Origin of the sequence: Sinorhizobium sp. CCBAU 05631, from assembly GCF_002288505.1 — a bacterium.
GTDB classification, from domain to species: domain Bacteria; phylum Pseudomonadota; class Alphaproteobacteria; order Rhizobiales; family Rhizobiaceae; genus Sinorhizobium; species Sinorhizobium fredii_C.
The window spans coordinates 373,111-396,505 of the sequence record NZ_CP023063.1 but is presented as its reverse complement, the minus strand read 5'-3'; the positions used below and the strand labels follow the sequence as shown (position 1 = coordinate 396,505).

Annotated in this window: 16 protein-coding genes and 1 tRNA gene; 7 read left to right on the top strand and 10 right to left on the bottom strand. The window is 63.7% G+C overall.

The window, feature by feature from the left end; all coding sequences use genetic code 11:
- Window positions 1-84 precede the first annotated feature (84 nt).
- A complete protein-coding gene (locus tag SS05631_RS01805) occupies window positions 85-963 on the top strand; it encodes a LysR substrate-binding domain-containing protein (RefSeq protein ID WP_037424044.1) in 879 nt (292 codons plus the stop codon).
- Between the two features lie 70 nt (window positions 964-1,033).
- Here SS05631_RS01805 and SS05631_RS01800 read toward each other — a convergent pair.
- Window positions 1,034-1,110: transfer RNA gene (locus tag SS05631_RS01800), tRNA-His, on the bottom strand.
- Between the two features lie 262 nt (window positions 1,111-1,372).
- Window positions 1,373-1,819 (bottom strand): phasin, encoded by a 447-nt coding sequence (locus tag SS05631_RS01790; protein WP_037424041.1) that lies wholly within the window; start codon window positions 1,817-1,819, stop codon window positions 1,373-1,375.
- A gap of 232 nt (window positions 1,820-2,051) precedes the next feature.
- Here SS05631_RS01790 and SS05631_RS01785 point away from each other — a divergent pair, with 232 nt between their 5' ends.
- Together SS05631_RS01785 and SS05631_RS01780 are read left to right on the top strand one after the other, a co-directional pair.
- Entirely contained in the window at window positions 2,052-5,444 is a 3,393-nt protein-coding gene (locus SS05631_RS01785; protein ID WP_037424039.1) for a PAS domain S-box protein, read from the top strand.
- Window positions 5,445-5,525: 81 nt separating this feature from the next.
- Window positions 5,526-7,208, top strand: coding sequence for an iron ABC transporter permease (locus SS05631_RS01780; protein ID WP_037424037.1), 1,683 nt, complete (start codon window positions 5,526-5,528; stop codon window positions 7,206-7,208).
- A 266-nt stretch (window positions 7,209-7,474) separates the two neighbouring features.
- Here the strand turns inward: SS05631_RS01780 and SS05631_RS01775 are convergent, their stop codons facing one another.
- Window positions 7,475-9,427, bottom strand: a complete 1,953-nt coding sequence (locus SS05631_RS01775; RefSeq protein ID WP_037424034.1) for an acetoacetate--CoA ligase — start codon at window positions 9,425-9,427, stop codon at window positions 7,475-7,477.
- 167 nt (window positions 9,428-9,594) lie between these two features.
- Between SS05631_RS01775 and SS05631_RS01770 the strand changes: the two genes are divergently transcribed.
- Complete coding sequence (locus SS05631_RS01770; protein WP_037424030.1) at window positions 9,595-11,415, top strand: AsmA family protein; 1,821 nt, start codon at window positions 9,595-9,597, stop codon at window positions 11,413-11,415.
- A 3-nt stretch (window positions 11,416-11,418) separates the two neighbouring features.
- Here the strand turns inward: SS05631_RS01770 and SS05631_RS01765 are convergent, their stop codons facing one another.
- The 5 genes from SS05631_RS01765 to SS05631_RS01745 form a co-directional block, all read right to left on the bottom strand.
- Window positions 11,419-12,240, bottom strand: a complete 822-nt coding sequence (locus SS05631_RS01765) for an ABC transporter permease subunit (RefSeq protein ID WP_037424027.1) — start codon at window positions 12,238-12,240, stop codon at window positions 11,419-11,421.
- A gap of 3 nt (window positions 12,241-12,243) precedes the next feature.
- Complete coding sequence (locus SS05631_RS01760; RefSeq protein WP_037424024.1) at window positions 12,244-13,155, bottom strand: ABC transporter permease subunit; 912 nt, start codon at window positions 13,153-13,155, stop codon at window positions 12,244-12,246.
- Between the two features lie 4 nt (window positions 13,156-13,159).
- Window positions 13,160-14,302, bottom strand: coding sequence for an ABC transporter ATP-binding protein (locus SS05631_RS01755; RefSeq protein ID WP_037424111.1), 1,143 nt, complete (start codon window positions 14,300-14,302; stop codon window positions 13,160-13,162).
- 121 nt (window positions 14,303-14,423) lie between these two features.
- Complete coding sequence (locus SS05631_RS01750) at window positions 14,424-15,518, bottom strand: polyamine ABC transporter substrate-binding protein (protein WP_037424021.1); 1,095 nt, start codon at window positions 15,516-15,518, stop codon at window positions 14,424-14,426.
- A 303-nt stretch (window positions 15,519-15,821) separates the two neighbouring features.
- Window positions 15,822-17,231 (bottom strand): XRE family transcriptional regulator, encoded by a 1,410-nt coding sequence (locus tag SS05631_RS01745; protein WP_037424017.1) that lies wholly within the window; start codon window positions 17,229-17,231, stop codon window positions 15,822-15,824.
- A 229-nt stretch (window positions 17,232-17,460) separates the two neighbouring features.
- Here SS05631_RS01745 and aceA point away from each other — a divergent pair, with 229 nt between their 5' ends.
- Window positions 17,461-18,750, top strand: coding sequence for an isocitrate lyase (aceA, locus tag SS05631_RS01740; RefSeq protein ID WP_037424014.1), 1,290 nt, complete (start codon window positions 17,461-17,463; stop codon window positions 18,748-18,750).
- Window positions 18,751-18,890: 140 nt separating this feature from the next.
- Window positions 18,891-19,130 (top strand): hypothetical protein, encoded by a 240-nt coding sequence (locus SS05631_RS01735; RefSeq protein WP_037424011.1) that lies wholly within the window; start codon window positions 18,891-18,893, stop codon window positions 19,128-19,130.
- 180 nt (window positions 19,131-19,310) lie between these two features.
- Here SS05631_RS01735 and SS05631_RS01730 read toward each other — a convergent pair whose 3' ends face one another.
- A complete protein-coding gene (locus tag SS05631_RS01730; RefSeq protein WP_037424009.1) occupies window positions 19,311-20,186 on the bottom strand; it encodes a LysR family transcriptional regulator in 876 nt (291 codons plus the stop codon).
- Between the two features lie 74 nt (window positions 20,187-20,260).
- On the opposite strand from SS05631_RS01730, the gene SS05631_RS01725 reads away from it, so the two are divergent.
- Window positions 20,261-20,467 (top strand): hypothetical protein, encoded by a 207-nt coding sequence (locus SS05631_RS01725; protein WP_234820320.1) that lies wholly within the window; start codon window positions 20,261-20,263, stop codon window positions 20,465-20,467.
- 88 nt (window positions 20,468-20,555) lie between these two features.
- Here the strand turns inward: SS05631_RS01725 and SS05631_RS01720 are convergent, their stop codons facing one another.
- Window positions 20,556-23,081, bottom strand: coding sequence for a HAMP domain-containing methyl-accepting chemotaxis protein (locus tag SS05631_RS01720; RefSeq protein WP_037424107.1), 2,526 nt, complete (start codon window positions 23,079-23,081; stop codon window positions 20,556-20,558).
- Window positions 23,082-23,395 lie beyond the last annotated feature (314 nt).

Sequence of the window (23,395 nt, the reverse complement as noted above, 5' to 3'; positions counted from 1 at the left end):
CAACGGCATAAAATTTCATCTTGAATTAGGTGAGCTAACCTCAAGCGTCTGCACACCGACAGGAACGATTCATCAGAGGTCCGGATGCCAAGCCCCTATGACTTCTCCTCCATGACCGCGCTTATCTGCTTCGAAGCGGCGGCGCGAAATGCGAGTTTCAAGAAGGCCGCGCAGGAAATGAATGTGACGCCGGCTGCCGTCAGCCACCAGATCAAGGCGCTGGAGATGGACCTCGGATGCAGCCTGTTCCTCCGCCACCACCGCGGCGTCGAACTCACGGAGAAAGGAGCGCTTCTGTTCATCGCGATTCAGCGGGGGTTCGAGACGATTTCCGAAGCCGTCACCCAGATGCGCGAGCGCCCGGAAACGGTCGACGTCACGGTCGGGACCACCACGGCTATCAGTTCGCTGTGGCTCACACCGAAGATCTCGGCCTTCTGGAAGATCCATCCCACCGTTACCGTCTCGCAGCTCGTCAGCGACGTGCCGGGAATGACCGGCCGCTGCGATCTGAGCATCCATTACGGCAATCCGCAGGGGACCGGAGTTGAATACCGCGCTCTCTTTCAGGACCACATCGTGGCTATGGGAACATCCCGTTTCGCCGCCGAGCATGGCATTACCAGGCTTGAGGATCTGGTTAAGGCACCGTTGATTCACTCGAGCAGCAAGGAAACAGGCTGGACAAGCTGGGACGACTGGTTTGCCGCGCTTGGATACCCGGAGCCCAAGGGCCGCAGTTTCTATGTCAACAACTACATGATCGCGCTTCAGGCTGCGCAGGACGACGTCGGGGCGGTGCTGGGCTGGGACGGGCTGGTCGGAAGCCTGATCGAGGAAGGACGGCTGGTGAAACTTGTTCCGGAAAGCATCCCCTCTCCCGTGGGCTTTTACCTTAAGATCCACCCGCGCGCTTCGTCGAAGGCGCGGCTTTTCGCGGACTGGCTTGTTGCAAGCGCTTGAGGTCCCGCCGAGGTGCCGAATGAACGGCCCGCTTGCTGGGAATTCGCGTCGCTGATTTTCGAAGGGGAAATGGTACGGTTGGGTGGTCTCGAACCACCGACCTCAGGTGCCACAAACCTGCGCTCTAACCAACTGAGCTACAACCGCACTCGGGGCGCGCGATCCAAATCGCTTGGGCCGTCGCGTTGGCGGCTCACATACGGTCACTTCAGCCGATTTGCAAGCCTTAACTTCAGATTATCAAGCAAAAAGACCGGATGGCAAGCACCCGGTCCCTTGAGCAAATTTGAACGGTCGTACAGCGCCGCGCGTCTTACCAGACGCGCAAAGGTCGCTGTAGCACTTTGAATTGCTGCATGTCTTGTCCTTAAATCGAGGTCGATTTAAGGAGACATGCAGTAGGGACCGATCAGGCCTTCTTGAAGGTGGAAACGACCTTTTCGGCGGCTTCCTTGCCAGGCTTGGCAACGTTCTCGGCGACCTTGCGGGTGGCTTCCTGCATCGTCTTGGCCTGCTCGACGGCGACTTCGGCCTGCTTGCGGATGAAGGCGGTCTGCAGTTCGACGAGTTCCGAGAGCGACTTCACGCCGAGCAGCGCTTCCATGTGCGAGAGCGAGTTCTCGGCATTGGTGCGCAGCGCGTTGATCGCCTTGAGGCCGAGCTCGACGGAGCCGGACTGGGCGCTTTCGAGCGTCGCTTCGACGGTCTTCGTTGCCTCTTCGGCGGCGGTCTTCATCTTGGCATAGGCGTCCTTCGACTGCGCGGCGCCCTTTTCGGCAAACTCGCGGAAGCTGTCGGCGAACTTCGTCGGGTCAAAGGAAAGGGAAAATGCGTCTTCGGTCTTCTTGGTAGCCATTGGTATGCGCTCCTTGGTGTGGCCCTCTTAAGAGGCGCCTTGGTGAGTGATGCCGGTCTTATAATCGATCTTGTTGTGCATTGCAACAAAATTGTGCATTGCACAAAAGCCGCCGCTGTTAACCTTGCGGGGCGAAAGGCGCGTGGAGAGCAGGACCGTCGCTAGACCCTCGCAGATGCGGCAGGTATTAATAGAGTGTTAACACGCAAGAGCCCCGTCAATAGGCCTGCCCATGCCCGCGAGACAGTATCCATTCATCGACATTGCCGTGCATGCACGGGTGCGGGAGCATTTTGCCCGCGGCGATGCGTCGGTTCTCTTCTCGAAGGATCTGGCGCGCGTCCTGTGGGCAAACGACCAGGGCGCCAAGCTGTTCGGCGTCGCTTCGGTCTACGACTTCATCGATAGTTCGCTCAATCCGAACGACCTGTCGCTGCGCCAGTTGCGCGCCGCCGCGGCGCAGCTTGCCGCCGTCGGCGACCGGCGCCAATTGTTGATCCGGATCGCGGCCGGCTTCCGCAGGCTGCCGCTTAATGCGACCGTGGAGATGATCCGCATCCGGCCGGGCGAGGACGCCGTTCTCTTCACCGCGCCGCACAACGGCAAGGCGCTTTCGCCAGAAGACCGCGCCGCCGCGATGATCGCGGGGCTGGACGGACCCGACACGCACATGGCCGTGCTAGACGACGACGGCAGCGTCATCGCCCAATCGCCCGGATTCGAGCATCTGGGCCTGTCGGACGACATCCGGCGGACGCTCGTCTCGGCGGTGGCGCGTGAGAAAGACCGGCTGATCAAGCGCCTCGTCGCGACCGAGAAGGGGCAATTGCCTGCTGCAATCGGCAGGATTTCCGACCACCCGGCTCTCCATCTTCTCTTCGCCGTCGAGGCGACCCTGGAGGCGCCGGATACCGGCGAGGCCACCGCCACGGACGGGCCAGACGCAATCGCCGTGGCTGCGGCAGAGGTCGAGACCGGCCAAGACGCCGCTTCGCCGGCCGCGCCGGACGAGCCTGCCGAATCTCCGGTGCAGGAAGATGCTTCGGAGACCGTATCGATAACCGAGCTCGGCGCAACCGAAGAGCAGCCGGCCGATACGACGCCGGTCGAGGAAGAACAGAGCGAACCGGCGCTTCAGTCCGGCGACGAGACTTCAGAGCCGATAGCGAGCGCAGGGACTCCCGAGTCCGGGCCGCAAGTGGCGACGTCGCACGCCGCCAGCGGCACGACTGCGGAGTCGGACTTCACCTTCACGCCGGGCAGCCGCGCCGTCCGCTTCGTCTGGAAAATCGATGCGGAGGGGCGCTTTAGCGAGATCTCTGAGGAATTCGCAGCCGCCGTCGGCCCGAGATCGGCCGGAGTGGTGGGCCTGACCTTCGCCGAGCTTGCGGACCGCTACGATCTCGATCCCGACCACAAGATCAACGCGCTTCTGCATCGCCGCGACACCTGGTCCGGCAAGACCATCCTGTGGCCGGTCGAGGGGACGAGCCTCAAGGTGCCGGTCGACCTCGCCGCCCTGCCGACCTATTCCCGTTCGCGCGAGTTCGACGGTTTCCGCGGCTTCGGCATCGTGCGGCTCGCTGACGCGGTCGAGGACGAAAGGGCGAGCGGCCTGGCGCTCGCCCTTGCGCCCCGCCAAGAGGAAATGACGGGCGAAGCTCCGGCCGAGGGCGTTTCCGACGCCGCTGGAGATCCGACGGAAGCGGAGTTGCAGGCGTCCGATTCGGCCGATGCCCCGCCGGGCGAACCTGAGGAGGGCGCGGCGGGAGACACGCCGGCGGCGGAAGACCCGTTTGCCGGCGAACGGCCCGCCCTTCGCATCGTCGATGCTCCGGTGCGCGCCCCCTCCGACAAGGTCATCGATCTCGATGAGCATCGGCCGGCGGGCTCCGGGGCGCTGACACGCGGCGAGCAGGCGGCCTTCCGTGAAATCGCGCGGCAGCTCGGCGCGCATTTCGTTGAGCCGACGCCGCCGCCGAGTGCGGTGCGCAGCGATGATGCGCGCTCGGCGAGCCACCTGACTTCGGCAGAAGACACCACCACCGAAAGCACGTCGGCGGATGACGCGACCGCCGCCCGGCTGGAGGAGACGGCTCCGACGACCGGCGGCGAGGCACCCCCTGCCCCGCGCGGCGGCGTCGGCATGAGCAGCGAAATCCTTGACCGCCTGCCGGTCGCGCTCCTCATTCATCACGGCGACGCGCTGCTCCACGCCAATCCAGAATTTCTGCGGCTGACCGGCTACCCGACGCTCGGCGCCTTCGAGCAGGAGGGAGGCCTGGAAGCCCTCTTCGCCTATGGCAGCGAATCCGGAGAGCGCGAGCCGGACGGGACGATGACCCTGGTGCGCGCCAATGGTCAGCTCGCTCCGGTCAGCGCCCATCTCCACTCGATCCAGTGGGAGGGGAGAAGCGCGCTGATGCTGGCGCTAAGCCCCGCCGTCACCCGGGCCGTCGAGACGGCCAGACCCGTGGCAGAGGCCCCGCCTGGGGCCGAGGCGCGGCTCAGGATGGAAATCGACGAACTCCGCTCGATCCTCGAGACGGCCACCGACGGCGTCGTGGTCCTCGGCCAGGAGGGCGATATTCGGACGATGAACCGCTCGGCAAGCGCGCTCTTCAACTATGACGAAGAGGAGATGCGCGGAAAGCCGTTTGCCGCTCTCTTCGCGCATGAGAGCCAGAAGGCGGTGATCGACTATCTGCACGGCCTTTCCGGCCATGGTGTCGCAAGCGTGCTGAACGACGGCCGGGAAGTGATCGGCCGGGAGGCGGGCGGCGGCTTCATTCCGCTGTTCATGACGATCGGGCGGCTCTCCTCCTCCAACGGCTATTGCGCCGTCATCCGCGACATAACCCAATGGAAGCGGACCGAGGAGGAACTGCGCAACGCCAAGCGTGCCGCCGAGACCGCGAACGCCCACAAGACCGAATTCCTCGCACGGGTCAGCCACGAGATCCGCACGCCGCTCAACGCCATCATCGGCTTTTCCGACATGATGGCGAGCGAGCATTTCGGACCGGTCGGCCACCCACGCTATATCGAATATGCCGGCGACATCGGCCGGTCGGGCCGGCATGTGCTCGACATTGTCAACGACCTGCTCGACATCTCGAAGATCGAAGCCGGGGAGATGGAGCTCGATTTCAGCGCCGTCGACCTCAACGAGGCGGTCTCCGAAGCGGTCTCGCTGGTGCAGCCTCAGGCCAACAGCCAGCGGGTGATCATCCGCACCTCGCTGTCCGGTTCGGTGCCGGAGGTCGTGGCCGACGGCCGCTCGATCAAACAGATCGCGCTCAACATCCTGGCGAACGCCATCCGCTTCACGCCGTCCGGCGGGCAGATCGTCGTGTCGACGTCTTATGAGACGAATGGCAGCGTCATCCTCCGGATCCGCGACACGGGCATCGGCATGACGCGCAACGAGCTCGACCAGGCGATGAAGCCGTTCCGGCAGGTGACGACCGGCGGGCGCAAGCGCGGCGAAGGTACCGGCCTCGGCCTGCCGCTGACGAAGGCGATGGCCGAGGCAAACCGCGCCCAGTTCGCCATCAGCTCCGCGCCCAACGAGGGCACGCTGGTCGAAGTGTCCTTCCCGTCGCAACGCGTCTTGGCGAACTGAGGGCCGATGCTGTAAGGAAATGTTGACCCGCGACAGCCAGTTTGGCTGCCGCCAGCAGCACCTTGCCCCGGAACGGATCGTTTGCACTTCACCGCCAAAAGCCTCAAGCGACGCCATGCCAGGTCGGGCATCGGACTGACGCATCGGCTGCTCGCAAGCTGGTCCGGCCTCGCATCGGCGATCGTGCTCATGCCGATCGCCGCCATCGCATGGCTTGCGGTGACCGGCGGCGGCGCGGACTGGCCGCATCTCATCGAGAACGTCATTCCCCGCGCCACCGTCAGAACGCTGATGCTCGTCGGGCTGACCGGCGCGGTGACCGCCGCCGTCGGCATCGTGACGGCATGGCTGGTGGCGACCTGCGAATTTCCGCTGCGCCGGCTCCTGTCCGCCATGCTCGTGCTGCCGCTTGCGATCCCGGCCTATCTCGCGGCCTATGCCTTCGGCGAGCTCTTGACCTTCACCGGACCGGTCCAGGGCCTCATCCGGGCGCTCTTCGGTTTTCAGACGAGCCGGGACTATTGGTTTCCGGATGTGCGTTCGCTCGGCGGCGCGGTGCTGGTGATCAGCTCGGTCCTCTATCCCTATATCTATCTTGCCTGCCGCTCGATGTTTCTGATGCAGGGCCGTGCGGCCGCCGACGTGGCCCGCACGCTCGGCGCCGGGCCGCTCAAGGTCTTCCTGAAAATCCAGATCCCGATGGCCAGGCCGGCGGTCGTGATCGGCCTGACGCTCGTCGCCATGGAAACGATGAACGACATCGGCGCGGTCGAATTTCTCGGCGTTCAGACCCTGACCTTTTCTATCTTCGACACCTGGCTCAACCGCGGCAGCCTTGCGGGTGCCGCGCAGATCGCCTGCATCATGCTTGTTTTCATCGTCGCGTTGATGATGGTCGAACGTGCCGCCCGCCGCAGCCAGCGCTTCGCCAGCCAGAAGACGACGGCGGCCGTCCACGACGCGGTGCGCCTCGAGCTGTCGGGCTGGAAGAAATGGACTGCAACGCTCGTCTGTCTCCTGCCTGTTCTTTCCGGTTTTGCCGTCCCCTTCCTGGTGCTCGGCAACTACGCATTGAAGCGGCTCGACCAATTTTTGGCGCCGCGCCTCCTCGACGCATTGCTGCACAGCGTCCTGGTCTCCGGCCTGACGGCACTCGTCGCGGTTTTCCTGGGTTTCGTCATGGCCTATGCGGCCCGCACCGGCCGCTCGCCGCTCACCGAAGCCGCCGGGCGGCTCGCCTCGTTCGGCTACGGCGTGCCGGGAACGGTGCTCGCCATCGGCGTGCTCTTTCCGCTCGCCGCCTTCGACAATGGCCTGGATGCATGGATGCGCAGCCTTTTCGGCATTTCCACCGGTCTCGTCCTCAGCGGCACCGGCTTTGCGATCGTCTATGCCTGCGCGGTGCGGTTTCTAACCATGGCCGAGGGAACGCTGGAAGCCGGCTTCCACAAGCTCTCGCCGCATCTCGACATGGCCGCCCGCGCGCTCGGCCGGACGGGCGGCCAGACCCTACGCTCGGTGCTTCTGCCGATGATGCGCCCGGCGGTGCTGACATCGGCGCTGCTCGTCTTCATCGAAACGATGAAGGAGCTTTCCGCGACCATCATGCTGCGGCCGTTCAATTTCAACACGCTCGCCACCCTCGTCTACGAGGACGCGTCGCGCGCCAAGGTAGAGGATGCTTCGGTCGCCGCGATGATCATCGTCATCTGCGGCATGATCCCGGTCATTCTGGTGTCGCGGTCGCTCGAACGCCGCTCATAGGACAGGCGCAAAAAAGAGGCGGCTCGCGGCCGCCTTTGAAGTCATGCTAACCAACAAATGCTCGAGAACTCGGGACGTCATGTCTGTGACAGCATCGCTGCTGCGGCACCGGCGCCTTGATGAACTGGCCTCCAGTTGGCTCGACCATGCTCCGGCAAACCTTAACAAGACCTTACCGCCAGACCCGACAATTTTAGGAAACGAACCGCAAGTCGGATTGCTTGGTTAATTCAGCGGGCGCGTCCAGGCTAACCGGCGCCGCCCCCTCAGGTCTTCAGCGCCTCCAGTCCGGCAAAGAGATCGAGCGCCTCGGGATTGGCGAGCGCCTCCTTGTTCTTGACCGGCCGGCCATGCACCACGTCGCGCACGGCGAGCTCGACGATCTTGCCGGATTTGGTGCGGGGAATGTCGGCGACGGGGATGATCTTCGCCGGCACGTGCCGGGGCGAGGCGCCGACGCGGATTCGCGCCTTGATCGCCTGCGTCAGCTCCTCGGTCAACGCAACCTCCGGCGCGAGGCGCACGAACAGGATCACCCGAACGTCGTCCTGCCAGTCCTGGCCGATGCAGAGCGCTTCCGCGACCTCCGGCATCTGCTCGACCTGATTGTAGATTTCCGCCGTACCGATGCGCACGCCGCCCGGATTGAGCGTCGCGTCGGAGCGGCCGTGGATGACGATGCCGCCATGTGGCGTCCATTCGGCAAAGTCGCCATGGCACCAGACATTGTCAAAGCGCTCGAAATAGGCGGCGCGATACTTGGCACCTTCGGGATCGTTCCAGAACATCACCGGCATCGACGGAAACGCCCTGGTGCACACCAGTTCGCCCTTCTCGCCGCGCACCGGCTTGCCCTCGTCGTTCCAAACATCGACGGCAAGGCCCAATCCCGGGCCCTGGATTTCGCCGCGCCAGACCGGCTTCAGCGGGTTGCCGAGCACGAAGCAGGAGACGATGTCGGTGCCGCCGGAAATCGAGGCGAGCTGGACGTCGGATTTGATCCCCTCATAGACGAAAGAGAAGCCCTCCGGCGAAAGCGGCGAGCCGGTCGAGGTCATCAGCCTGAGCGCCGAGAGATAGTGCGTCGTCGCCGGCGTCAGCCCGCCTTTGCGTACCGCATCAATGTATTTTGCCGAAGTCCCGAACACAGCGAAGCGCTCCTCGTCCGCAAAGTCGAAGAGGACGTTGCCATCTGGATAGAAGGGCGAGCCATCATAGAGGCATAGGGTTGCGCCGACGGCGAGGCCGGAGGCCAGCCAGTTCCACATCATCCAGCCGCAGGTGGTGAAGTAGAAGAGCCTCTCGCCTTCCTTCAGCCCGCAGTGGAAGCGGTGCTCCTTGAGATGCTGGAGAAGCGTTCCACCGGCCGAATGCACGATGCATTTCGGCACGCCCGTCGTGCCGGAGGAAAACAGGATGTAGAGCGGATGGCTGAAGGGCAGGCGCTCGAAGGCAAGCGGCTCGGCTTCGAAAGCGGCGATGAAATCGGCAAGCGTCACGCCGCCGTCAATTGCCGCTGCAAGTGCGGCGCTGTCGCCGGCATAGGGGACGACGAGGGTCGGCACACGAAGCGTCTTCGCCACGGCGCGCACCTTCGCGTCGACGTCTTGGCGCTTGCCGTTGTACCAGTAGCCATCGCAGGCGACGAAGAGCTTTGGACCGATCTGGCCGAAGCGGTCGAGAACGCCCTGTTCGCCGAAATCCGGAGAACAGGAGGACCAGATGGCGCCGAGCGAGGCGGTGGCGAGCATCAGCGCGATCGTCTCCGGCAAGTTCGGCATCATCGCCGCGACACGGTCGCCGACGCCGATCCCCTGCGCCTTCAGCGCCTGCTGCAGGCGTGAGACGAGACTGCGCAACTCGTCCCATGAAAGCCGATAGCGGACCTTGTCTTCGCCACGGAAGATCAAGGCGTCATCGCCACCGCTGCCACGCAACAGATTTTCGGCAAAGTTGAGTTTCGCGTCGGGGAAGAAGCGGGCTTCGAGCATCCGCTCGCCGTTGATCAGCGCTCGACCGCCGCGCTCACCGACGACGCCGCAATGCTCCCAAACGGCAGTCCAGAAATCGCCGCGCTCCGCCACGGACCAGCCGTGAAAGGCATCGTAGTCGGAGAACCTGCGGCCGAAGCGCGCTTCGCACCAGGTGATGAATTGCGCCATCGGGCTCCGCGCGAGCGTCTCGGCATCCGGAACCCACAAAGGTCGATCTGTTTGCATGCGTTCCTCCACTCCCTCTGCCCTGTTCTATACCATGCTGCAACGCAAAATAAACAGCGTGCACGGCAGCGCCACCTCCTTGAAGACGACATTTCCATGTCAGTTGCATTTGCCCTCTTCAAGGCCTATCCAGACGGTTTCACCAAGGGCGATGCCGACCGACCGAAATGTCCAGACCCATCCGGAAAATATCGCGCGTCTTGAGGCTGCGCCTGCAGCGTCGCCATTTCGTCTGGTCTGCCGCAGGCGGGGTCATTCTCGCCCTCGGTTACAACGCCGCCCTGCCCCTGCTCGTCTCGACCACCGGCGTGCGCGCAGCGATGGAGCGGACGCTCGACAGCTGGTCTGGCGGCAAGAGCAGGATCAACGGTGAACCGACCGTCCGGCTCTGGCCCGAACCGCTATTGACCTTGCCGTCGGCGACGATCGAAACCAGAGGGCCCGAACCCCGTCCGCTTGCCGAAATTGGCCGCATCACCGCATCGTTCAGTCCGCTTTCGACGCTTCTCGGCGATCCGACGCTGGAGGACATAAGCCTTGTCGATCCCGTCGTCACGATCGAGCGCCGGGCCGACGGCACGATCAACTGGCAAAAGCCGCATTGGCTCGCCCCGTCCGAAGCCGCCGCATTGGCTCAGGAAAGCCCCTTCGGCGACATCGCGATCGAGAATGGCCGGCTGATCGTGCTCGACCGAATGGCTGACGGCAGCGACATCGACATTCCGGGAATCTCCGGCACGATCAAGTGGCCCTCCTTTGCGGGACGATTGAGCACGCAACTGTCGGCACGGCTGAGCGGCGAAGAGGTCGCCTGGGCGTTCGTCTGCGACGATCCGCTCTCGCTCTTGGCGAAACGAAACGCGCCGCTGAAGACGTCGATCACATCGGCGCCGCTGACCTTCTCCTTCGAGGGCGTCGGCAAGCTTTCGTCCGTTCCCTTCGCGTCCGGCCATCTGCAGATGTCCGCAGCTTCCCTTCAAACGCTCACTGAGTGGTATCACGGCGGCTCGACAGCGACGCTCCCGCCGGGAGGGCTCAGCATCGACACCAGAGTGACCACCGGCGAGAAGACGCTGAAGCTCGACGAACTGGCATTCACCATGGGCGGCGCCAGCGCGACGGGCGTACTCGATATCTCCCTTACGGACGGCAAGGCGCCGAGCATAGAAGGGACGCTCGCCTTCGATCGCATCGACCTCAACGGCGTTCCCGTCGCCGCGCTTTCACCGCTTGGTCGGGACGACCGCCTTTGGCGTCTGGTGGAAAGCTTTGTCGCTGCCTGGCAAACGGACGTTCGCCTTTCCTCGCAGGAGGTCCTCGCCGGTCCCCTGCACCTGACCGACGTCGCCGCCGGAGTGTTGATCGATGGCAAGCGCGCCTCGCTCGACATCGGCGACAGCAACTACGCCAACGGCAGCCTGAGCGGCCGCGTCGTGCTCTCTGATGAAGGGCTGGACCATGGCGGCCGATTGCAGGCGCGCCTCAAGGACGCCGACTTCGGCGCAGTGCTCGGCAGCTTCGGCCTGAACGGTCCGGTGCCGGCCGGCCGGGGCATTCTCAGCATCGACATCGGTACCGATCATCCCGTCTGGGCCACGGGACTTGGCGACATATGGGGCGATCTCACCTTGTCGCTGGCGAATGGCAGCATCGCCGGCTTCGATGCCCACGCCTTCGCCGATCTCGTCCGCAAGGGCGAGTTCTTTTCGCTTTCTCAGGCGAATGAGGCGAGCTTCGACTTCCAGGTGGCGAACGTGAAGGCCAGCTTTGCCGACGGCACAGCGCGGCTCGACCGGGCCGATTTCACCGGAACGTCGGGAAACCTGTCCGTCGCCGGCGTTGTCCCCTATCGCAACGGCAGCCTCGCGCTTGCCGGAACGCTTCAAGCCGAGGCGCCCAGCGGCAATCAACCGGTTCGCTTCTTCGTCGGCGGCTCCTGGCCGAATGCGGTGATCTCGCCGCTTTCCGTTCTCGTCGCTCCGAAATAAGGCTCAGCCGATGGCCGCAATAGCGGCGCGCTCATCCTTTTCGCGCTGGACCTCCCGCCGCTTGGTGACGATCGATGCGACGACCACGCCAAAGGCGACGATACCGATCAGGATGGTGCAGATCGCATTGATCTCCGGCGTCACGCCGAGTCTCACCTGGCTGTAGATCTTCATCGGCAGCGTCGTCGCGCCCGGTCCGGTGGTGAAGCTCGAGATGACGAGATCGTCGAGCGACAGGGTGAAGGCCAGGACCCAGCCCGAAAATACCGCCGGCGCGATCACCGGCAGGGTGATCGCGAAGAAGGTCCTGACCGGGCTCGCGCCGAGGTCAAGCGCCGCCTCCTCGATCGATTGGTCGAAGCTCAATAGGCGTGACTGCACCACGACCGCGACGAAGCACATGGTGAAGGTGATGTGGGCGAGCGTGATCGTCCAGAAGCCGCGATCAAGCCCGATCGCCACGAATAGCAGCAGCAGCGACAGGCCGGTGATCACCTCCGGCATGACCAGCGGCGCATAGACCATGCCGGAGAAAAGTACGCGTCCGCGGAAGCGCGAATAGCGCACCAGCGCCAGCGCCGCCAATGTGCCGAGAACCGTCGCGCAGGTTGCCGACAGCAGCCCGACGCGAATGGTCACCCAGGCGGCATCGAGGAGCCCCTGATTGTGCCAAAGCTGGCTGTACCATTTGGTCGAAAAACCGGCCCACACCGTCACCAGTTTCGACTCGTTGAAGGAGAAGATCACCAGAAGCACGATCGGCAGGTAGAGAAAGCCGAAGCCGAGCACGACGGAGGCGATATTGAAGCGGGACCACTTTTCCATGTCCTATCTGCCCTCGCTATCGGCCTTGGCCTGGACATTCTGGAAATAGACGATCGGGATAACGAGGATCATCAGCAGGATGATCGCCACAGCCGACGAGACCGGCCAATCGCGATTGGCGTTGAACTCGTTCCAGAGCGTCTTGCCGATCATCAGCGTCTCCGATCCGCCGAGCAGGTCGGGGATGACGAACTCGCCGACGGCCGGAATGAAGACGAGCAGGCAGCCGGCGACCACGCCCGGCAGCGACAACAGGAAGGTGATGCGCCAGAAGGCGCTGATCGGGGTGCAGCCGAGGTCCTGCGCCGCCTCGATCAGCGAGTGATCCATCTTCTCCAGCGCCGAATAGATCGGCAGCACCATGAAGGGGAGATAGGAATAGACGATGCCGATATAGATCGCGGCATTGGTGTTGAGGATGATGAGCGGCTGGTCGATGACGCCGATCGCCATCAGGAACTGGTTCAGCAGCCCTTCGGGCTTCAGGATGGCAATCCAGGCATAGACGCGGATCAGGAAGCTCGTCCAGAAGGGCAGGATCACCAGCATCAACAGCATCGGCCGGATCGCGCGCGGCGCCCGGGCCATGCCGTAGGCGATCGGATAGCCGATCAGCAGCGTCAGGAAGGTCGAGATGGCGGCGATGACGACGCTCGACACATAGGCATTGAAATAGAGCGCGTCCTGGGTCAGCCAGACATAGTTGTCGACGGAGAATTCGCGGGCCTTCTCCAGCATGCCCGCCAGCCCGCCGGCCAGATCGAAGACCGGCGTATAGGGCGGCATGGCGACCGTGGTCTGCGACAGCGAGATGCGGAAGACGATGAAGAAGGGAATGAGGAAGAAGAACAGCAGCCAGGCATAGGGGACGATGATCACCAGACGGCTCATGAGGGCTGAGGCAAGTTTCGCCATGGCTTCAATCCTTCAGGACGACGCCGGCATCCTCGCCGAACGAGATCCAGACCTGCTGGTCGTAACCGAGCGGGTCCTCGACCGCGCGCACCGCGTTCAGCGACGACGCCTTGACGACCTTGCCGTCCCTAAGGCGGACGTGGAACACGGTCATGTCGCCGAGATAGCCGATGTCCCAGATCTCGCCCTCGGCCGCATTGACCGGAGCATGGGCGGGCGGCTGGCGGCTGATCCTGATCTTTTCCGGACGAACGGCGAAGGCGGCCTTTGCCCCATTTGCCGGTTTTTCGGCCGAGGCGATGCGAAGCGGAATGCCGCCGGTCGTTTCGATCCGAACGGAACCGCCTTCGGCCGCGGTCACCGTGCCGTCGAACAGGTTCACGTCGCCGATGAAGTCGGCGACGAAGCGCGAATTCGGCGCCTCGTAAATCTCGGCCGGCGTCGCCACCTGGACGACCTTGCCGTGGCTCATGACGGCGATGCGGTCGGCCATGGTCATCGCTTCTTCCTGGTCATGGGTGACGATGACGAAGGTCAGGCCGAGTTCCTGCTGCAGATCCATCAGTTCGAACTGGGTTTCCTCGCGCAGCTTCTTGTCGAGCGCGCCGAGGGGCTCGTCGAGCAGCAGCACCTTGGGCCGCTTGGCCAGCGAACGGGCAAGCGCTACGCGCTGCCGCTGGCCGCCGGACAGCTGATGCGGCTTGCGCTGGGCGAATTTCTCGAGCTTGACGAGCTTCAGCATCTGCCCCACCCGCTCGGCGATATCGGCCTTCGGCATGCCGTCCTGCTTCAAACCGAAGGCGATGTTGTTCTCGACCGTCATGTGCGGGAACAGCGCGTAGGACTGGAACATCATGTTGACCGGCCGCCGATAGGGCGGAATGCCGGCGAGGTTCTGACCGTCGAGAACGATCTCGCCGGACGTCGGCTGCTCGAAGCCGGCGAGCATGCGCAACAGGGTCGACTTGCCGCAACCGGATGCGCCGAGCAGTGCAAAGAATTCGCGCGTGTAGATGTTCAGCGACAGGTCGTCGACGGCGGTGAACTCGCCGAACTTCTTGGTAACGTTCTTGACGGAAATGAATGGCTTGGAGGCGGGGTCCGCCCATGGTGCGAAGGAACGCCGGATACTACCGAGAGACTTCATCATATAACCCCGAAGTGCCGCAATCGATGGAGGCGGCGCCGCCCCGCTGCCGGCTGAACCGCTCCCGAAATCCCCCTGAAGAAATTGCCCGGATTGAGGTCCGGGCAATTCTTTTCCGCTCCTACTGACCGGTTACGATCTTCGTCCAGAGCCTTGTCAGTACCCGCTGCTCCTTGGCCTCGAACGGAGTCGTGGTGAAGAGCTTCTGCATCACGGCGTCCGAGGGATAGATGGCCGTGTCCTCGAGCACTTCCTTGTCGAGGAACTGTTGCGAGGCCTTGTTGCCGTTGGCGTAGAAGACGTAGTTCGACGCCTTGGCGATGACTTCCGGCTTCATCATGTAGTTGATGAACTCGTGCGCTTCGGCGACATGCGGCGCATCGGCGGGGATTGCCAGCATGTCGAACCACATCTGCGCCCCTTGCGCCGGGATCGAATAATCGACCGTCACGCCGGCCTTCGCCTCGGCCGCCCGGTCGCGCGCCTGGAAGATATCGCCGGAAAATCCGACCGCCAGGCAGATGTCGCCATTTGCCAGCGCATTGATATATTCCGACGAGTGGAACTTGCGGATATAGGGCCGGACCTTCAGGAGCAGATCGGCGGCCTTTTCGAGATCGGCGGCCTCGTGGCTGTCCGGATCGAGGCCGAGATAGGTCAGCGCCGACGGCATGATATCGGTCGGCGAATCGAGCAGGTGAATGCCGCAATCCTTGAACTTCGCCGCGATCTCGGGATTGAAGATGACGTCCCAGTTCGGCTTCTCGTCGGTGCCGAGAATTTCCTTCATCTTCTCGACATTGTAGCCGATGCCGGTGGTTCCCCACATGTAGTCGACGGCATATTCGTTGCCCGGATCGTACTTTGCCGTACGCTCCATGATCACGTCCCACATGTTCGAAAGATTCGGCAACTTCGATTTGTCGAGCTTCTGGAACACGCCCGCGGCGATCTGGCGCTGCAGGAAGCTCGCAGTCGGAACGACGACATCATAGCCGGAGCCGCCGGCAAGCAGCTTGGTTTCGAGAATTTCATTGGAGTCGAAGACGTCATAGACGACCTTGATGCCGGTCTCCTTGGTGAAATCCTCAAGGATGCTGTCGTCGATATAGTCCGACCAGTTATAGACGTTGACGACCCGCTCCTGGGCGAAAGCGAGCGTGGCCGCTCCGCCTAGCATTGCGGCCGCCAAAGAGGCGACAAAGAGTTTGCGCATACAACTCCCCTTTTGATTGGCTCGAGACACGCCGCATCTTTCCGCCGCGGTTGCGTCCTGTGTTGATCGATGCGATGCCGAAGTTAGGCATGTTTCTCAGTAAGCTCAAGCGCTTTCGCACCGGCCAAATCGACCATCTCCCAAGTCGATTGCTTTTTCACAAGCACAAGCAAAATCCGAGGCTTATACGCCGGTCCGCACGTGCCCGGCCACGGGCCACGCCAGCTCCGTCCGCGGTCTGCCGTCGCGTTCCGCGAGACCAGAACGACCTGCTGTCGCAGGCGCCAGCAAAGCGCGAGCTCCTCATTGAAAATCGAACACGCTCAAGCCCGTCGCCATCTCGTCGAGACCGAGTGGCCGGGTGACGGGCGGCTCGGCGCGGGCCAGACAGCCCTGGCGCTCGCACAGGCGACAGACCGGGCCGACGGCGATCGCCGGCAGACGGGCGGCCCCATAGACCGTCTCCTGCGCGAAGCCGGCATCGCAGCCGATCAAGAGCGCGGTGCGCCTGACCCGCTCCTGAAAGGCCGCCTGGGGTCCCTCGACCGTCCGGGCGATGGTCAGGAACTCGCCGCCATCCGTCATCTCCACCCGGTCGACGAGGATCTGCCCCGGCACCGCGAAGGCGGCATGGATGTTGAGCTTCGGGCAGGCACCGCCGAAGCGGGCATGCGGAAAGCCCTGTGCGCCTGCGCGGCGCAGCCGATGGCCGGCATTGTCGATTTCCATCAGGAAGAAGGGAATGCCGACGGCGCCGGTCCGCTGCAACGTCGTCAGGCGGCTGGCCGCCTGCTCGAACGACACCTGGAAGCGTGCCCTCAGGAGGTCGATGTCGTATTTCGCCCGCTGGGCTGCGGCATGGAAGGCCGCGTAGGGCATCATCAGCGCATGGGCGGCATAGCGTGCAAGCTCGAAACGGCCGATGCGGCGCGCCTCCGCCGTGAAGAATTGAATCTGGTCGAGCTCCGCCACGATCGCGTCGTGACAGGCGATCGATGCGACCTCCATGGCGGTTTCGAGCGTTTGGTCGAAGGGCGACAGCCGCTCGGAAATGAAGAGGCGCATCGAGTGGCGATCGAATCGGCGGCGCAGGTTTGGCATGACGTGCACCGGCAAGGTCCGCACGACGAGACCGTGCTCTCTCTTCAGCCAGGCCCTCAGCACCCCCGCAAGGTCTTCGCCCGGCGACAGGCTCGCATGGAAGGCCTCCATGGCCTCTTCGATCCGGACAAAATGGTTCGGCCGCGCCTCAAGGGTCTCGCGGACCTCGTCGATCGGCAGCCGCGTGTCGGCAAGCGTCGCCATATGCCCCTGGCCGGCGAGGAGCTCCGCCAGGTCCTTCAGGCGCAATGCCTGTTCGCGATAGGCCCGATACAGCTTGACGACGCCGCCCGACACGTTGGGAGCGGCTTCGGTGACCTCGATCAGCTCCTGATCTCCCGGCAGTTCGCCGGCGAGCAGCGGATCGGCAAATACCTCGCGCAATTGCGTGAGGCTGCCGCCGGCTTCGCCCTGCAATTCGTCGAGATCCACCTTGTAGACCGAGGCCAGCTTGAGCAGCAGCTGCACGGTCAATGGCCGCTGGTTGCGCTCGATGAGGTTCAGGTAGGACGGCGAGATGCCGAGCGCCTCCGCCATTGCCGTCTGGGTCAGTTGAAGGCCGTTGCGGATTCGTCTGACGCGCGGCCCGGCGAAGATCTTGTTCTCGGCCATTTGTCACTCCCTTTACAGAAGCTCCACAGACGCTTCTTTGACAAGTTTTACAGCTTTACCGCTTCACCCTGTCAAACACAAGACAAGGTAACCCCTTTTGCGACGACAGAACGGCGATAGATGTGGCTTGTTTCTGCAGCGCAATGTAAAAATTGTCGTATCAGTTCACAAGTATTCAGCGAGCTAAGACGATAGTTGTAGAGCTCATGATGTTGACGAGGAGAAAAGCATGACTGTTTTTTACAAACTCGTTCCGAGCGCGCCACAGCGCCGCTTCGACGGCATCGAGCGGCCCTACTCCGCCGCGGACGTGCAGCGGCTCCGGGGCTCGGTCGAGATCCGTTATTCGCTCGCGGAGATGGGCGCGAACCGCCTCTGGAAGCTCATTCACGAGGAGAACTTCGTCAATGCGCTGGGCGCGCTCTCCGGCAACCAGGCCATGCAGATGGTCCGCGCGGGCCTGAAGGCGATCTATCTATCGGGCTGGCAGGTTGCGGCCGACGCCAACACCGCCTCGGCAATGTATCCGGACCAGTCGCTTTATCCGGCCAACGCTGCGCCGGAGCTCGCCAAGCGCATCAACCGCACCCTGCAGCGGGCCGACCAAATCGAAACCGCGGAAGGAAAAGGCCTTTCGGTCGACACCTGGTTCGCGCCGATCGTCGCCGACGCGGAAGCCGGTTTCGGCGGGCCGCTCAACGCCTTCGAGATTATGAAGGCCTTCATCGAAGCGGGTGCCGCGGGCGTCCACTACGAGGACCAGCTCGCCTCGGAAAAGAAGTGCGGCCATCTCGGCGGCAAGGTGCTGATACCGACCGCGGCGCATATCCGCAACCTGAACGCCGCCCGGCTCGCCGCCGACGTCATGGGCACGCCGACGCTGGTCATCGCCCGCACCGACGCGGAAGCGGCCAAGCTGCTCACCTCGGACATCGACGAGCGCGACGGGCCCTTCGTCGACTACGATGCCGGCCGTACCGTGGAAGGCTTCTACCAGGTGAAGAACGGGATAGAGCCCTGCATTGCCCGCGCCATCGCCTATGCGCCACATTGCGACCTCATCTGGTGCGAGACCTCGAAGCCGGATCTCGAACAAGCGCGCAAATTCGCCGAAGGCGTGCACAAGGCGCATCCGGGCAAGCTGCTCGCCTATAATTGCTCGCCGTCGTTCAACTGGAAGAAGAACCTCGACGACGCGACGATCGCCAAGTTCCAGCGCGAGCTCGGCGCCATGGGCTACAAGTTCCAGTTTATCACGCTCGCCGGCTTCCATCAGCTGAACTACGGCATGTTCGAACTGGCGCGCGGCTACAAGGACCGGCAGATGGCCGCCTATTCGGAGCTGCAGGAAGCGGAGTTCGCGGCCGAGGTGAACGGCTACACGGCGACCAAGCACCAGCGCGAAGTCGGCACCGGCTATTTCGACGCCGTGTCGCTGGCGATCACCGGCGGCCAGTCGTCGACGACGGCGATGAAGGAATCGACCGAGCACGACCAGTTCCGCCCGGCGGCGGAATGAGGGAAGGCGTGAAACGAAGACCGGGGCGCGCGACATCCCTGCCCGTTGCGCGCCCCGGAACACCGAAAATTCTCGAACCGCAAGCGGACAGGAAAATGGTTTCCGCCGCATCCGGCTCTAAGCTTTGAAGGAGCACTCCCATGACAGTTCAGACACGCGTCAAGGAACGGGCCGAGGAACAGTCGTCGGCCATGACCGCGGACCAGCAGGCGGCGATCCGCATGGTCGCCAACGACCTGCACCGCCTCAACCAGTCGGTCATGAAGGCCGTAGAGGCCGGCGTCTCGGTCGAACTGGTGCGCTCGGCACGCCATCACGGCGGCGACGGCAACTGGGGCGACCTGCTGATCCCGGTCGTCGTCACCCAGGGCCGGCCGTGACGGTGGCACTGGCCTTGGCGGCGGCCGCGCTCATGCTCGGCGCCGCACTCTGGCAGGAGATCGAGTGCCGCAGCAGGCAAGCGCTACAGGTTCGAGTTCTCCTTAGGAGATCTGGTAGACTGATCGACTGAACGGATAGCGTGGCGGCCGGTGAAATGCTGGCCACCACGCATTCTGCGGTCAGGCGGCACTCCGCCTCGGCCGCTTGCCGGCGAAGAGATCCGCATGGCTGCGGAGCAACCGCGTCAGCCGGTCCACGACGGTGCGGATGTCCCGCCGGTGGCGGTCCTCATTGTTCATGACGATCCATTGGCGATGCCGCAGCGGGCCGACCTCCTCGCCCGCTCGCTCCAGTTGCGGGTCGAGATCGCCGACGAAACAGGGGAGCACCGCCTTGCCGGCCCCGGCGCGGGCGAGGTCCAGGAGGGAGCGGGGGCGACTGACGGTAGCCACGATCCGGCCGGATGCATTTTCGTGCGGCCAGCGCAGATAGGCCGAGAGGGCGTCCTCTTCGGCGACGGCGACCCAACGGTCCGATGCGCCGGGGGCGTTCTTCCGGCAATAGGCGGCATAGGCGACCTCGCCCACCGGCCGCGAGGCGAGATAGGTCTCCTCCGGTTCGAAGGCGCGAATGCCGATGTCGCTCTCCCGGTAGGCGAGGCTCGCCCGCGCCTCGCCTATCGACAGCGAGATGGCAAAGGTGTCCCGTTCCGTGCAGATCGCCGGGAAGTTTTCGGCGATCAGCCACGATCCCCAAGTACCCGCCGCAATGCGCACGACCGTGGCGCCCTCGCCCTCCTTCTGCCAGCTTTCGACCTTGCGGGCCGCCGCTTCCATCTCCTGCAACTGCTCGAACAGGAAACGGCCGTCGGCCGTCAACCCGTAGCCGGTTTGGCTGCGGACGAATAGGGCGCGGCCTGTGCGCTCCTCAAGTTCCAGCATCCGCCGCCCGATCGTGGCGGGGCTCAGCCCCGTCGCCTGCGCGGCACCGGTCAACCCGCCGCCGCGCGCCACGGTCATGAAACAGCGATAGACGTCCCAATCCATGTTTTTCATGTCTGAAAAACGTATGAGGAAATCGGCTGTATGTAAAACAGTTTCAGCTGCATAAAAGAGGAGATGCCCACGAAATGAGGAGCATCACGATGGACATGATGGCAATGGCCCTGCTGTTCGACATGGCGTCGAAGAACCGCCGCTCTGACGAACAGGCCGAGCGGCGGTCGCGAGACCGGACGGGAAACCTCGCGGAACATCTGATCGGCGCGCTTTTCCGCAGGCCGCGGCCTCCAGCGAGGCACGGCGATTGCGAAGGTTTTCCGCGCTTTGTGCCTTGAAGAACTGACGCAAGACAAACAGGAACGCCGCGCAGCTTCGATGCGCGGCGTTCATCTGAAGCATTGTGGCGGGAACGCTCCGTCTGCGCTATGCGGCGTGATAAATCTGCCCGGCTCCGCTTTCCGGCTCCAGGCGGAACTGCTCGACCAGCATCATCAGCGTATCGGCCTGGGTCGCCAGTGCGCGGCTGGTGGCCGTCGCCTCCTCGACCATGGTGGCATTCTGCTGGGTCATCTGATCCATCTGGTTGACGGAACCGTTGACCTCGTGCAGCGCCGTCGCCTGGTCGCGGCTTGCGGTAGCGATCATCTCGACATGCTGGCTGACGGTGACGATCTGCGCGCTGATCGAGGCGAGCACCGCCCCCGTCTCCTTGACGAGCAGCGAGCCGGAGCTGACCTCGTCCGTCGACTTGTTGATCAGTCCCTTGATTTCCCTTGCCGCCTCGGCCGAGCGCTGCGCCAGTTCGCGAACCTCCTGCGCGACGACCGCGAAGCCCTTGCCCGCCTCGCCAGCCCGCGCCGCCTCGATACCGGCATTCAGGGCAAGCAGGTTGGTCTGGAAGGCGATGTCGTCGATCACTTCGATAATCTGCTCGATCTGACGTGACGCATCCTCGATGCGACCCATGGCGGCAATGGCATTCGCGACCACGGTCGCCGAATTGTCGGCGCTCCGCTTGGTTTCGGAAACCGCTCGGTTCGCCTCATGGGCGCGTTCCGCAGAGGAGCGCACCGTCGCGGTGATCTGGTCGACGGCGGCAGCCGTCTGCTCGAGCGAAGCGGCCTGTGCCTCGGTTCGCCGTGACAGCGCATCGGCGGAATGGTGCATGTTGGCACCGCTCTGCTGTATCCCCTGGGCATTGCCGCGGATCTGCGCCAGCGTGTCCTGCAGGCGGATGAGCGATCCGTTGAAGTCCTGTCGCAGTTGCTCCAGGCGGCCGTGGAAGGGCACCTCGATCTGCTGGGAGAGGTCGCCCTGGGCGAGCCGGCCGAGGCCGGCAGCAAGCTCGCTGACGGCGAGATCGATCTGCCGGTCGAGTTCGCGCTTATCCGCATCGTTGCGGCTGCGTTCGGCTTCAGCCCGGGCGCGCTCTTCCGCGCTTTCCGCCTCGATGCGCACCTTCGAGAGGGCGTTCTCCTTGAAGACGCCGAGCGCGCGCGCCATGTCGCCGATCTCGTCGCGCCGTGCACCGCCGTCGATCGCGGTATCCAGCCTGCCGTCAGCGAGCCGGCGCATGGCGGCAGTGATCTGTCCGATCGGCCGTTTCAGTGTAAGCGTCAGCGCGACCCCCGCAAGCAGGGCGATCACGACGCCAGCCACCGTGGCGGCCACAGAGATCTGATTGGCTTCCTCGCGCTCGGTGCCGGCGGCGACCTTCTGCTGCTCGGCAAATCCGGTGAGATCATTCCAGATCTCGTTGATCGAGGCGCCGGCCGCGTTGAATTCCGCCGTCCGCTTGTCGGTGATCTCGACCAGCGAAACGCCGTCCTTCTTCATCGCATTGATGATCGGCAAGACCGTTTCGGCCATCGCATCGAAGAAGCTCAGGTCCTTCGCGATGCCGCGCAAGGTCGTGAGGTTCGACTGAACGGCCAGAAACTTGTCCAGAAGCTTCTGGCGGTTCTCCTCGTTGGTGTTGCCGAGGAAAGCGGCCGTCGCGATTTGAATGTCGGTGATCGACACGGACAACCGGCGGGTGGCAGTCAGGACCGACTCCGTCGCAGCAATCTTGCCGTCGAGCTCCGCAAAGATCTGCGTCGCCTCTCGCATCTTGCCGACGGAGGCGGCCTCCAGGCGGAAGCTGGCATTACGGAAGCGATCGACGAATTTCGAAAGGTTGGCAAGCGTTTCGGGGCCGGCGGGCGCCCGGATCAGCGCGCCGATTGCGCCGGCGGCCGAATTGACCGTTTCGGCGAGTGACTTCTCGCCCTTGGGCAGCAGGGTGAAAATGTCGCGCTGGGTGCGGCCGAGCACCGGGAAGCGATCCTTTGCAACCTTCAGCTTTTCCTCGACCGTGATCGCCTTGCTGACCTCGGTGGCGAACTCGGTATAGAACCGGCTGGCACGCATGAGCTTCTCGGCGTTGCGCAGCATCGTCTTTGCCGCGTTTTCGTCCTTGCGCACCGCATATTGCAGCCGGTTTGTTTCGTCGTTGATCTTCACCTGCTCGGTCGCCAACTTCTGGAGATTGGCCTTCGTCGCCGCGCGCAGTTTCTGTTCCCCCTCGTGGAGCGTCCAGAGTCCGTCTATGCGGGCCTCGATATCGGTCGTGGCGCCGATCGCGGCGGTCAGTTCCGTCTCGCCGCTTGCGCCTGCGACCTGCGCCGCCGTGTCGGCCAGGACCTCCTTCTGCGCGGTGATCGTGTCCTTGACCGCCTTGCGGCTCTCCTCGGTGGTCTCGTGCAGGAACTGGTTCATTCCGGCATAAACATCCTTGAAGCCGCTCAGCGTCTGCAGGACGCTGTTCGAGATCTCCATGCGGCCCTGCAGCAGGCCCGAGGCATAGAGGCCGGTGATACCGACCGCCGTGATGCTGACGACGAACGGCAGGATGAAGAACAGAACCTTCGTCTGGATCTTGAAGCGGGCAAGAATCCTGTCAATGAACATGGAAAACACCTTGGCTCCCAGCGCGCGTTTGGCCTCCCCCATGGCAGCTGGCGTCCAAACAGGACACCGAAGCGCCACCCGATGCGCAAACAGGCTGATGTTTTTCGGAAATCATGCGGCGCACGCCGCCAGTCCGTCGGCAATCATTGCGGGACCCGCACCGCTTCTGCGGCGAGGACCTGACGGACTCACGTCATCCGCATAGTCGTTTTGAACGATTAAGATTCCTATAAGCGCGGCGTACGCCCGAGGCCCGGTCGAAACCGGCGGCGGTTACTTGCGCTCGCGTCCGCGGCAAACCGCCCGCGGAATGC